Annotated in this window: 10 protein-coding genes; 6 read left to right on the forward strand and 4 right to left on the reverse strand. The window is 55.0% G+C overall.

All coding sequences use genetic code 11. The features are described 5' to 3' along the window. Positions 1–215 precede the first annotated feature (215 nt). The 3 genes from cysE to KP708_RS01785 all read right to left on the reverse strand — a co-directional run bounded on the left by cysE (position 216) and on the right by KP708_RS01785 (position 4476). Positions 216–1004 (reverse strand): serine O-acetyltransferase, encoded by a 789-nt coding sequence (gene cysE, locus KP708_RS01775; RefSeq protein WP_202207107.1) that lies wholly within the window; start codon positions 1002–1004, stop codon positions 216–218. Further along, on the reverse strand, positions 1001–2218 hold the full coding sequence (locus KP708_RS01780) for a UbiH/UbiF/VisC/COQ6 family ubiquinone biosynthesis hydroxylase (RefSeq protein ID WP_215750020.1): 1218 nt from the start codon (positions 2216–2218) through the stop codon (positions 1001–1003). The genes cysE and KP708_RS01780 overlap by 4 nt, the downstream gene beginning before the upstream one ends. Positions 2219–2283: 65 nt before the next feature. Next, positions 2284–4476 (reverse strand): TonB-dependent siderophore receptor, encoded by a 2193-nt coding sequence (locus KP708_RS01785; RefSeq protein WP_215750022.1) that lies wholly within the window; start codon positions 4474–4476, stop codon positions 2284–2286. Positions 4477–4918: 442 nt separating this feature from the next. Between KP708_RS01785 and KP708_RS01790 the strand changes: the two genes are divergently transcribed. From KP708_RS01790 to KP708_RS01815, 6 genes are all read left to right on the forward strand, one after another. Then, positions 4919–6097, forward strand: a complete 1179-nt coding sequence (locus tag KP708_RS01790) for a mechanosensitive ion channel family protein (RefSeq protein WP_252347338.1) — start codon at positions 4919–4921, stop codon at positions 6095–6097. Positions 6098–6267: 170 nt separating this feature from the next. Continuing rightward, positions 6268–8793: a TonB-dependent siderophore receptor gene (locus tag KP708_RS01795; RefSeq protein ID WP_215750026.1), complete on the forward strand. Its 2526-nt coding sequence runs from the start codon at positions 6268–6270 to the stop codon at positions 8791–8793. Positions 8794–8942: 149 nt separating this feature from the next. Continuing rightward, positions 8943–9281, forward strand: coding sequence for a P-II family nitrogen regulator (locus tag KP708_RS01800; protein WP_029495718.1), 339 nt, complete (start codon positions 8943–8945; stop codon positions 9279–9281). Further along, entirely contained in the window at positions 9281–10624 is a 1344-nt protein-coding gene (locus KP708_RS01805) for an ammonium transporter (protein WP_256445246.1), read from the forward strand. The genes KP708_RS01800 and KP708_RS01805 overlap by 1 nt, the downstream gene beginning before the upstream one ends. A 58-nt stretch (positions 10625–10682) precedes the next feature. Next, positions 10683–11225 carry a hypothetical protein gene (locus KP708_RS01810; RefSeq protein WP_215750028.1) on the forward strand — a complete coding sequence of 181 codons (543 nt, stop codon included), beginning with the start codon at positions 10683–10685 and terminating at the stop codon, positions 11223–11225. Between the two features lie 59 nt (positions 11226–11284). After that, the gene (locus KP708_RS01815) at positions 11285–12016 is read left to right on the forward strand and encodes a hypothetical protein (protein WP_215750030.1); all 732 of its coding nucleotides are present in this window, start codon (positions 11285–11287) and stop codon (positions 12014–12016) included. 11 nt (positions 12017–12027) lie between these two features. Here the strand turns inward: KP708_RS01815 and KP708_RS01820 are convergent, their stop codons facing one another. Next, positions 12028–12813: an SDR family NAD(P)-dependent oxidoreductase gene (locus tag KP708_RS01820; RefSeq protein ID WP_215750032.1), complete on the reverse strand. Its 786-nt coding sequence runs from the start codon at positions 12811–12813 to the stop codon at positions 12028–12030. Positions 12814–12873 lie beyond the last annotated feature (60 nt).

A 12873-nucleotide genomic window follows, 5' to 3' on the forward strand; every position in this document is an offset into this window, starting at 1 on the left:
ATCTCCTTAGTAATGTTTTTGTCTCAGAACTTTGTCTATCCGGAAATAACCAGCAGGGATGCCATAAAGGCACGCTGTTGCATAATTATCATACGCAGATAACAGTAATACACACTCTGTTTCTTAGTGATTACTAAAGTTAATTAAGGATACATTCCTGTTTCATATCGAAACAATCGTCTGGGCAGGAAGAGGCAGCCTGCGGCTCCTCGCCGTCAAGCGACAGGGTGAGCAGGGTTGGTTGTCGTAGGAAATGACGTTGCCTTTGGCGTGCCAATAATCCGGGCTGGATTCCCTACCGCGGTTGCGTTGGCTGGAATATCTTCCAGAACGACGGAGGCTGCGCCGATCCGGGCATTTTCACCAATAACAAGACGGCCCAGAACTTTTGCACCGGAACCGATCATGGCGCCCCGGCGAACGATCGGATGGCGGTTCCCGCTCAGTTTTCCTGTTCCGCCAAGCGTGACGTCCTGAAAAAGGGAGACGTCATCTTCAATGATGCAGGTTTCTCCAATGACGATTCCCGTTCCATGATCGATACTCAGGCGGCGTCCCAGTCGGGCGGCGGGATGAATGTCTATTGAGAACAGTTCGTTTACCCTGCTCTGAAAGTGATAGGCTAGATGTCGGCGGTTTCTCTGCCACAGATGGTGTGAGACCCTATGAGCCTGTAATGCCTGCCAGCCTTTGAAAAACAGGAAAGGCGTGACAAGGTCAGGGCAGGCAGGATCCCGATCCCGGATCGCGAGGATGTCTTCCGCTGCGGCTTCTGCAATTGCCGGAACGTCCTGAAGAATTGACGCAACAAGACGCGTGATGGCTGTGGCCGAAATGGAGCGGTCAGCCAGCTTTGTCCCTAGTAGAGAAGCCAGTGCTGAGCTGAAGTCGGCATGATCCCCGATGTTGGTCGCGAAGACATCCTGAATCAGCGGATCATGGCAACTGCATGCCTGGGACTGCATTTCCTGCCAGAGTTTAACGAGATTTACGGTTGAACTCATACGCCCATCGCCTTGCGAACAAAGGCGCGTCTCAGGCGGGGCAGGCGATGAACGCCCGCAATGCCGAGGTCACGCACGCGCCGCAGAACCGGATTATCGTTGCCAAAGAGACGTTCCAGAATGTCCGTGGCGGCCAGCATGGCCATATTGCCGGGCCGGGCTCGGCGCTGATAGCGGACAAGAAGATCCCGGCTTCCCGGATCTGTACGTTTCGTATGGGCTTCAATCAGCAGGTCTGCCAGAGCGATGACATCCCGAAAACCGATGTTCAGGCCCTGACCTGCGATCGGGTGGATACCATGAGCCGCATCTCCAACGAGAGCCAGACGCGGCGCAATATATGTCTGCGCATACTGCGCCGACAGCGGATAAATCCAGCGGCGGCCAATAGGTGTGATGGCGCCCAGATCCTCATCGCCCATGCGTGCACGGATTTCGCGGGCAAAGATCTCATCGGGGAGGTCATGGAAGCGCTGGGCGCGACCTTCGCCTTCCGCCCAGACAATAGCGGATCGATGCGGATGTTCAGCCGTTCCTGGCATTGGCAGTCGGGCGAAAGGTCCTTCGGGCAGGAACTGTTCCAGCGCCACGCCGTCATGAGGCTTTTCATGCGCAATTGTCGCAACGATACCGCACTGATGATAAGGAAGTTTGGTCAGGCCGATGCGGGCCTGGTCGCGCAATGGAGAACGACGCCCCTCAGCCGCCACAGCCAGTTTGGCCGTTACGGTCGAACCCGATGCCAGACGGATCGACACATGATCCGGGTGAAACGTGAAGGTTCCTGTGTCTGGCGCGCGGACGTCCAGCGTCTCGTATTGTTCAAGTGTCCGGTTAATGGCGAGACGCAGATCGCGTGCTTCTGCCATCCATCCGAAATTCATGCCTTCAGGGGCATCGTCCACACCGAAATGCAGGAAAAGCGGTGAGGGAGCCTCGTGCGGGCGGCCATCCGAGACGCGGATTTCACGGATCGGCTGGGAAACACCGGGAAGATTGTCCCAGATGCCCGCGGCTTCCAGCATCTGGCGTGAGCCTTCCGCAATGGCGTAGGCCCGGCCGTCAAGAGAAGGGTCTTCCATGCCTGGGAGAGCTGCACGGTCAATGAGCAGAACCCGCACACCTTCGGCTGCCAGACGACAGGCCAGTGTCGCGCCAACAGGACCGGCTCCGTTAATGCACAGGTCGTAATGTGTCTTGGTCATCGTGCTCATCTCCCTGCCCCTGTCCTACTCCTGTGACGTGTGGAGCGGAAGAGGGCAGGGAGAGGCAGAAGAGATTAGAGATCGAAGCGTGCGTTCAGGAAAACGGCGCGCGGCGTGCCAACAAAGAAGTAATCAGAGGCCAGAAAGCCCCAGTAATGAAGGTTCGTGGCGTTATCGAGTTCAGCACGCAGGGTCACCTTGTGACGACCAATGCTGGTGCGATAGCTGGCCCGCAGATTGAGCAGCGTATAGCTGGGAACATGGAAGGCGTTGGAACTGTCGCCCCACATTGACGCGGTATAATGGACTTCCGCAGTTGCCGAGAGACCAGGCACGCCCGGGATACGGTCCGTCAGCTGGAACACATTCTGGAACAGCGGAATGCCCTCGATCTTGTTCCCTTTAACGCTGGCATCTGCCTTGCTGTATTTGCCGCCTTCGGCACCAAGGCTATCCGTCAGGGTAATGCCGAATGGCAGATCGACATGGCCGCTGAGTTCTGCCCCCTGATATGTGACTGTGCCGTTCGAGACATAGACATTCTCAGAGTTTGCATACTGCGCGCCACGCGTGATGCGATAGAGCGCACCGGTCAGATCCCAGTTCTGGCGAGCGATCTTTGCACCCACTTCAACCTGATCGGAACGGATGGGCGGCAGAGTTTCACGCGCGTTCTTGTATGTGTCCCCCACGGTTCCACCGTTTTCCAGTGCCTGAACGTAACTGGCGTAAATTGTGGTGTCTTTCCATGGATGAAACATCAGGGCGGCAGTCGGTGTCAGAGGTGTAGTGCGCAGCGCTGTTTTTGTTCCGGAAGACTTCCATGTCAGCTGATGAAAATCGGTAAAGCGAATGCCGGCGAGGAGTGACCAGTGTTTATCAAACGTCAGGGTGTCGCTGCCGAAAAGACCGACCTGATCGGAACGATAATTGCGATAGGTCGCGGTGTCCCAGCTTCCGCTATAAGAGCGGCTTGTGATCGGAGAGTAGAGGTTCTGTCCTCCGATATTCACATAATCGGAATCATAGGGGAGGTATTTGCTAAGTCCCTGCCAGGCCGCTCCCATCGTGAAATCATGCCGGATAAAACCCGTCCGGAACTTGCCTTCCAGAATGGCTTGAACTTGATCATATTGTGCCCAGCTTCCGGGATTGGTGCTCATATAGGTGTCATAGTTGCCACCCTGATCCTGCAGGGACATCCACTCCCCGCGGTAGCGGCGATAGTCCATGCTGTGGCTGTAATCGATGCGCGCGGTCCAGTTCTTTGTAATGTCCCAATGCAGCCCGGTTGAGACAAACAGGGTGTGGGACGTAAACATGCTTGCCGGAGATGCCGTCAGGTTCTTGTGTCCGCTGATGGCATCGGGAAGACGATTGCTGCCATAGGCTGACGGATCATCAATAAAGAAGTCCTGCACGCCGCCACGGACCTGACGGTCCTGGTAAATGGCGTCAGCGGTCCACAGCAGGTTGTGAGCCAGCCGCACATCCGTGGACAGGGAGCCTGAAAAGCGCGTGACGTGCGATCCGTTATAGGTTTCGCCATTTTCGTGGGTGAGGTTCAGGCGATATCCAACAATATCGTTTCGGAAAAGGCGCCCACCTGTGTCGATGTGCTGACTGCCTACAGCGCCTGAGCTGTATCCTGCATCAAAGGAAAATGTGCGCGCGTCTGTTGGCTTCTTGGTCTGGAAGTCGATGATGCCGCCGGGCGCGTTGAAGCCGTACATGAAACCGGAAGCGCCCTTGAGAAGCTGCACCGCCTCGAACGACTCAAGTGGGAGTTCCACGGTCGTCATGAAGAAGGGTGTGCCGTTGATTTTGTAGCCGTTGTAATCATCAAGCGGTACGCCCCGGACCGTGACGGAATAGGCATTGAACGAATACGTGTCGCCGTTTGAAATGACCGATGCATCCTGTGAGAAAACGCGTGCCAGCGATTTGACCTGCCGCTCCTGAAGTTCTGCTGCCGTCACGACCTTGATTGAAAATGGCGTATCCAGAACACGGCGTGTCCCTAGCGCTCCGCCGTCAGCCTGATGGGCATGACCGAGAACCGTAACGCTTTCGCTTTTTGCGTTGGGTTGCTTGTGGGGCGAAGGGGCAGGCTTGGAGTGTCCGTTATGACGGGGCTTCCCTGATGGCTTGTGCCCGGCTTGAGAATGCGCGTCCTGAAGGTCTGCTGCCAGGGCAATGGCCGAGGTACCTGACATGAGCAGAGCAAAGGAAAACACAGATGACAGAACGGAAGTGGCGGCGGCCATAAAACTACACCAAATAGTTATAATATGAAACAACCAATAAAATATGTTTAAAACATTAAATAACAACATAAATCGCTGTTTGTGGTTTGTTGTTATAAAGAATTGAAAAGTCTGAAAAATATAGATTTTCAGTCAAAAATTTTGTTGTGGCTGTTTGGTATTCAGTACGGTTAAAAAGACAGCAGGTGAGTGTCTCATTTCGGCAACATGCATCGTTCAAAAAAATTAAAACTTATTAAAATAGTGAAAATAGAGCGGTTCGTATTTCGGGAACAGTTTGGTCCGCCTGGGGTTGTAGTCTGATGTTCTTGGCCGAATGCGTGCTGATGGACACCGCTAACAGCATTTCATTCGCTCAGGATGCAGCCTCCGCGTGACCTGATGGTGGATGACAGGTGATCGTCTAGGGAGACCAATGTTCAGACAGAATTATGTGGACTCAATGTCCAGCCTTCGTCACCAGTTCGACTGGCTGCCTGACCCGCTGGGTTCTGTTCTTCTGCTGATTGCAGCCGCGCTGTTCGCCCTCCTGTTCAGTCGGATCATCACGGATGCGCTGCCCCGCCTGCCGGGCCTAAGGAAGATCCAGTTCATTCATGCTTTAACCATCAGGTTAAGGATGAATGTCCGCTATTTTCTGATGATCATAGCCGCCAGTGCAGCTTTGCCAGCGACGGAAGGCTTCTCTCCCGAGACAGAAAAGCTTCTCGCTCATGTGCTGGCCTGCCTGTTCATCATGAATCTTGGCTTCGGCATTATCAGGGCGTTTCGCCTGGCGACTGATCAGTACCTGAACCGGATCAGTTCCAAGGAGAATGTGGATGACATCACGGTCCGCTCTCATCAGACGCAGATCCGGGTGCTCCGTCGCCTGATTGAGATCACTTTTGGGGTCCTGACTGTTGCCGCGTCTCTGATGGTTTTCAATTCCGTTCAGAAATTTGGCGTTTCGCTCTTTGCTTCTGCCGGTGCGGCCTCCCTGATCGTGGGTCTATCCGCCCGGCCGGCTTTGTCCAATTTGATCGCGGGTATTCAGATCGCCATCACCCAGCCGATCCGCATGGAAGATATGCTGATCCTGAACGGGGACTGGGCCTGGGTCGAGGAGATTAATGCGACTTATGTCGTCCTGCGGACATGGGATCGTCGCCGTTATATCGTGCCCATTTCCTATTTCCTCGAAAACCCGTTCCAGAACTGGACTCATAGTTCGCAGTCTTTGATCGGCTCCATCTTTCTCTGGCTGGATTATCGCACACCGATGGACCGTTTGCGGGCGATGTTCATGGAAGAAATCGAGCACTGCCCGGATTGGGACAAGGACCGTTCCTCCATTGCCTGCCAGATTGCAGACAGCAATGCTCAGGTCATTTCCATCCGCATGATCGCAGGGGCTGCGGATGCAGGAAATATGTGGAACCTGTCCTGTGATATCCGCGAACGCATGCTGCGTCGCATTCAAGCAGAAATGCCGGAATGTCTGCCTCGTGGACGAACTGCGGTCGTATCGGATTCTCCGTCTGACACGCCGTGGCCCGAAAGCCTCATGTCTCCTCCGGTCAATCGCCCGGGCGATGGGCAATATTGCGGTCCTGATCTGAAGGCTCCTACAGTTTCCTGAAATTTCCTGATGCCACCCTCTGGGGTCCAAAAGTTTCGTTTTGGTCTCTTGGGGTGTGGCATTTATGCACTAGAAATCTTGTGATACATTCAAGGCCGGAATAATCGGTAGACACACTTTAAAACGTTTCTAATCTGAACTGAACACCAGATCTGATTAGGACTGCCTGAATGCGCCTCAAGTCACTTCTTCTCGCTACAACAATCGTTACGGTCATGCACCCAGTACATCAGGCCTCTGCTGCCGTGCATAAATCAACCCGCACCACAGTTCCTGCGAAGGTGACGACCAAAACCACAGGGAAGAAAACAGTCGTCCGTCAGGCTGCCGCCACGCCGCGCCGCCCTCATGCAGTTGATAGCAATACAAATGAGCAGATGATCGTCACGGGAACGCATGCGTTCAACCGCCGCGCCCGGGATTCAACGAGCCCGATCAGTGTTCTCACGGCAGCGACGCTCCGCCGTTCTGGCCAGATGAACCTCGCAGACGCGATTGTTCGTACTGACCCGTCCATCACGGTCAACGCGATGGGAAGCGACGCTGGTGCCCTGACGTCCTCCATCCGGATGCGTGGTCTGAACCCGAACGAAGTTCTGGTTCTCGTCGATGGAAAGCGCCGTCATACGACAGCCAATATCTATGCTGATGCTGGTCCGCAGCAGGGCTCAACGCCGGTCGATCTGAACATGATCCCGGCCTCTGCAATTGATCATATTGAAATTCTGCGCGACGGCGCGGCGGCCATGTATGGCTCGGACGCAATCGCCGGTGTTGTAAACATTATCCTGAAAAAGACGCCGCATGGCCTGAATATGACCGCCCAGACTGGCGCGAATGCCTACAACGGTGATGGCTGGCAGTATCAGCTTGGTGCTGATGGTGGCTTCGGTTTCCTGGGGGACGGTTATGTCCATATCAGCGGGCAGATGTACCACACCGATCATATGGTCCCGAACACGACGGACGTTCGGACGGTTCCGGGGAATCCCGAATACAAGGGATTTGATGTTCCGCATAACTCCAACAAGATCCTGAGCACACCGGAAGAAACTCGTGAAAACCTCAGCATCGAGTTCGGGAAGACGCTGACGGAAGGTGTGAAGGGATACGGCCTCATTACCTATGCCCACCGTCATTCCGAGGCTTATGAAAACTATCGTATGCCGTCTGTGGCTCCGACGCTGTATCCGTATGGGTTTTCTCCGCTCGAAACCATCGAGGAGAACGATTACGCCGCAACCCTGGGGCTTAAAGGTGACAATTTCCTTGGGTTTTCCTGGGATCTGAGCTCGACTTATGGTGCTGATGAAAATGATATCGGGAACAAGCACACAGCTAACCCGAACCTGATTGCGGAAACCGGAACCTCCCCAACGACGGTTCGTGCCGAGACCTATCGCCTGTCTCAGTGGACGAACAACCTTGATTTCCGCCGTCAGCTGAAAATTGCCAACCTGGTTCCTGTGACGGTGGCCTTCGGTGGTGAGCACCGCCTGGAGACCTATCAGATCTGGCCGGGCGAAATTGCGTCCTATACCCAGGGTGGAACGCAGGGCTATGCGGGCCTGATGCCGGAAAACTCTGGCAAGTGGAGCCGTGACGTCTGGGCCGCCTACCTCGATGGTGACTTCCATCCGCTGAAGCACTGGGATCTCGATTTTGCGGGCCGCTTCGAGCACTACACGGACGTTGGGAATACCGAGAATGGTAAAGTTTCCACACGGTATGACATTACGAAACGGATCGCCGTTCGGGCCACGATCAGCAATGGTTTCCGCGCCCCAACTCTCCCCGAAGAACACTTCAGCTCATTGAACGTCTCACCGACAGGCGCTTCGGGCCTCCTTGCCACATCCAGTGCTGCGGGGCGTAGTCTTGGCGCTCAAAACCTGAAGCCAGAACGCTCTACAAGTGCTGAGGGTGGTGTGGTGCTTGAGCCGGTCAATGGCTGGCACATTTCCGCAGACGTTTATCAGATCAATATTCGGGATCGTATTTCCGGTGCGGGTTCCATTTATGGCGATACGGCCATTTCCGCTATCGACATGACGGGTGCTACGCTGCCGACAGGCATTACGAATGCGGACGTTTCGGCAAACTACTTCGCAAACGTTGGAAGCACCCGCACACAGGGTCTCGATATCCAGTCCGATTATATGTTCCACATGCACCAGTATGGGAACCTGGATCTGACCATGGCGCTCAACCTGAACCGGACGCGCGTCAATCACATCAATACGAATTCTCAGGGCAACCCATACCTGAATGAACAGAGCATCGCGTATCTGACGTCTACCTCTCCGCGCAGCAAGATCATCCTGAATGCGTATTGGACGATCGGAAAGTGGGATGTGAACGTGCGTCAGACGCGCTACGGCGAAACCACGTCCATGCTGACCTATCAGGATCAGACGCCTGCAAGCCTGACCTGCAAGGGGCAGAGCCTTCAGTATTCCAATGTCTGCTGGGGGCAGTTCAAGAATACGCCAGTCTGGCTGACGGATCTTGAGGTTGGGTACCGTCTCAATCACATGTGGCACTTCGCCGTGGGCGCCAATAACATTTTCAACCAGCGCCCACGGCGTCTGACCAAGTATCTTAACTACCTCGGGGCGAATGCTTACGACACGGACTCTTCCGGTATCGGCATCGCTGGTGGCTATTACTACGGCCGTATCAACGCCACGTTCTGATCCTCCTTCAGAGGCTGGATGGAAGAAAGACGCCCAGAGACGCCGGTTTCCCGCTGTCTCTGGGCTGTTTCGTATATTGTTGTTGAACTGGTACAATCTGGGCCATACTGGCCCCCAGTCTTCTGATTCCCAACGAGGATATGCCGTTCGTGAAGCTCGTCACCGCTATTATAAAACCCTTCAAGCTTGACGATGTCCGGGAGGCGCTGACGCCACTGGGCGTGCAAGGTCTGACCGTGACGGAAGTCAAAGGTTTTGGTCGTCAAAAAGGCCAGACGGAAATTTACCGTGGCGCCGAGTATCACGTCAGTTTTCTTCCGAAGCTCAAGATCGAGATCGCAGTGGCGGATTCTGTCGTGGAAGACGTCATTGAGGCAATCATGACGGCAGCCCGCACGGGTAAGATCGGTGACGGCAAGATCATGGTCTCCAATCTCGATCAGCTTATCCGCATCCGCACGGGAGAGACCGGGGAGGGCGCTCTGTGATGAAGGGCTCCTGTCTTTTACTTATGGCCGCTGCGGCTCTTCTGCCCGCCTCGGCAATGGCGGCGGATGCACCTGCGGCTATTGATACAGGCGATACGGCCTGGATGCTGATCAGCACGGCACTCGTTCTGATGATGACAGTGCCTGGTCTTGCATTGTTCTACGGCGGCATGGTTCGCAAGAAGAACGTTCTTGCAACCCTGATCCAGTCTTTCGCCATCTGTTGTATCGCCAGTCTCGTCTGGATGGTTGCGGGTTACAGTCTGGCCTTCTCGAATGGTACGCCGTGGATTGGTGACCTGTCCCGCGCGTTGCTGAATGGTGTGGCAGCAAATTTCCACAACGGCGTTGATTCTGCTTTCACACTTGGGGCAGGAACGGCAGCTGCTGTTCCGATGACGATCCCGGAAAGCGTCTACATGATGTTCCAGATGACGTTCGCCGTCATCACGCCAGCCCTGATTACAGGGGCCTACGCGGAACGCATGAAGTTCTCTTCCATGTGCATCTTCACGATTTTCTGGCTGCTACTGGTTTATGCGCCTGTCGCTCATTGGGTCTGGAGCCCAACGGGTTGGGTCGCTGGCCTGGGCGCTGTGGACTTTGCCGGTGGCACGGTCGTGCACATCAACTCCGGTGTGGCTGGCCTTGTCTGTGCGTATGTTCTTGGCAAGCGTCGGGGCATTGGAACGGATGATATGTCTCCGTTCAACCTGACCTACGCCATTATCGGTGCGTCCCTGCTTTGGGTCGGTTGGTTTGGCTTCAACGCAGGCTCCGCGCTGGGTGCTAACGGTCGTGCAGGCATGGCCATGCTGACAACGCAGCTTGCTGCCGCCGCTGGTGGTGTCGCCTGGATGGCTGTTGAGTGGGCACGGACGGGTAAGCCGACGGCACTTGGCATCATTTCCGGCGTGGTTGCCGGCCTGGTCGCCATTACGCCTGCTGCGGGCTTTGTCCTGCCGGGTGGCGCTGTGGTGATTGGTCTGATTGCCGGTGCAGTCTGCTTCTGGAGTGCCACGTGGCTCAAGCACGCTCTTGGCTATGATGACAGTCTCGATGCGTTCGGTGTTCACGGTACGGGTGGTATCGTTGGCGCTCTGCTGACAGGTGTTCTGGCTTATGGGCCGCTCTCTGCAACGGACGCTAATCCGGCTGGTACCGTCGGAAGCCTTTCACAGCTTCTGGCTCAGGCGGAGGCCGTCTGTGTGACGATTGTCTGGTGTGTCATCATGACATTCGTGATCCTGAAGGTTCTGGATCGTGTCATGGGTCTGCGTGTTTCTGCAGAAGAGGAACTTGAAGGCCTCGACACGACCATGCATGGTGAACGCATCAACTGATCGTAGTCACCGGCGTTTCTGAACCGGGAGGCTGCGACTTCCCGGTTGACAGACAAGGATGTTTTTCATGGTTTCCAGCCGTATGTTGTCCCGCCTTTCCCTGGCCGCTGTTCTGGCTGCCGGTCTTGCCTCGGTTCCTGCACACGCGATGACGGCCAAGGAATGCCATGCTGCATTCCAGTCCGCCAAGAAGGGCGGCACCCTGAACGGTCAAAGCTACAAGGCCTTCAAGGCTGCAAGCTGTGGTAGCGAAACGGCTGAAGCCGCACCTGCGACAACTTCTGCCCCGGCAACGGCTGCCACAGCACCAACAACGACGGCGCCTGTTACGACGGGTAAGGCGAACCCGCCTGATTCGTCCGTGGCAGGCACGAAGGCCCCGATTGCGTCCAAGAATGCTCCGGTCACGTCTGGAAACGTTGTGTTCCCGACAGCCGTTTCATCCCAGTTCTCCAGCCTGTCCGCTGGCAAGGCTCGCATGAAGACCTGTGTTGCCCAGTACAATGCGAACAAGGCGAACGGCGGTAACGGTAGCCTGAAATGGATCCAGAAAGGTGGCGGGTACTGGTCCCAGTGCAACAGCCGCCTCAAAGGCGAATAATCCCCTACGTCTTAGCGGGTGTCAGAAACCTCCGTTCCTTTACCGGGACGGAGGTTTTTATGCCGGTCATTCTCCCATTACTGAGAGGCGAGGGAGATGCGCCACTTATACCGGTGAAAATCAACGGTAAACCCGCTGCGATAGAAATACAGTTTCCCAAGGGCTATGATGACGCCAAAGTCGTCATTAACGGCACCTATAAGGAAAGCGCCTTTCATTCCAAAATTAATGAACTGGTTCTGGATGATATTCCGGAAAGACAGTTCGCGTATCTTGATGTCAAAGATACGAAAACCTGCAAGCTGGCGTTTAAAACATTCCTAGGGAATGACAGTCATTCCGTGGACATGGAAGATGACTTCACAGTTCATATTCGGGTTGGCGAAAAGAAGAAGCGCGTCAGCCTTGATCCTGATCTGACATACACGACATTTTCGTCTTTCTGGATTTCATCACTAAAGGAAAACCTGGAAGGTCTGGGGGATCAGAAGAAATTCACGCACTATGATGATTTTCTGAGTGTGGGGCAGGGCGCGCTTGTCAAAAACCTTTTTATGGGCGGCGCGCCGATAGAGAATGAAAAAGTTGTCTTTCAGGATGAAGTAGAAATTGGAAGTCTGGGACTTCCGTTCTTCACGGATAAAATCATCATCTGGAGCCTGGAAAACAACCGGATGTATTTCGCCATCCCAGTCCATATGCGCCCTCTTTCCAAAGGGCAGGGGCTGCATTTCTTCGCCACACATTCAGGAAACGTCTCCGTGCGGGACCGGCGCGGAGACGTACAGTAATGTTCTGTAGATCAGCTCATAGGGAATGGTGGCTGCCCGTTTGATGCGGTCACGCCGCCATCAACAGGCATAATCAATCCCGTAATGTAAGCCGCATCCTCACTGGCTAGAAATGTGATTGCTGCGGCCATATCTTCCGGCTCTCCCAGACGCCGCAACGGAACGCGGTCTTCGACGCTTTTGACGAAAGCTGGATCTTTAAGGGCGTCCGCCGTCATGGCAGTGCGTGTGACCGACGGGCAGATGGCATTGATGCGAACGCCGTCCTTTCCGTGATCCATCGCCAGAACACGCGTCAGGTTCACAACGCCGCCTTTGGCAACATCGTAATAGGCCGTGTTCCAGTCTCCCCTCATTCCAGAGACGGAGGCCGTGTTGACGATGTTGCCTTTGCTCTGGATCAGCAAGGGCAGAAAGGTGCGGCTGACATTCAGGGTTCCGGTCAGGGTCGTGGCGCACACGGTCTGCCAGGCGTCCAGATCGCCGTCCAGAACGGTGCCGATTGTGGTGACGCCGGCGTTGTTCACCAGCACATCCAGTGTGCCGAACGTCTGTTTGGTGAGGTCCAGCAGTTTCTGAACTTCGTCGGGTTTTGAAATGTCTGTCAGAGAGGCCGTAGCTTTGTTCGGGTCGAGGCTCTTCATGACCTCGTCGAGCTTTTCCTGATCCCGGTCCACAAGAATGACATGAGCGCCTTCGTCAAGGAAACGAAGGGCTGTCGCGTGACCAATACCCGATGCCGCCCCCGTCACGAGAACCTTGCGGCCGGTGAAACGTGATAGTCCCTGCGTCGCCATGAATCATGTCCTTTTGTTGCTAGGACTTTAAAGTGCCGATCGCTATAATGGTTGCTTCAA

Origin of the sequence: Gluconobacter sp. P5H9_a, assembly GCF_018812085.1 — a bacterium.
Classification (GTDB): Bacteria; Pseudomonadota; Alphaproteobacteria; order Acetobacterales; family Acetobacteraceae; genus Gluconobacter.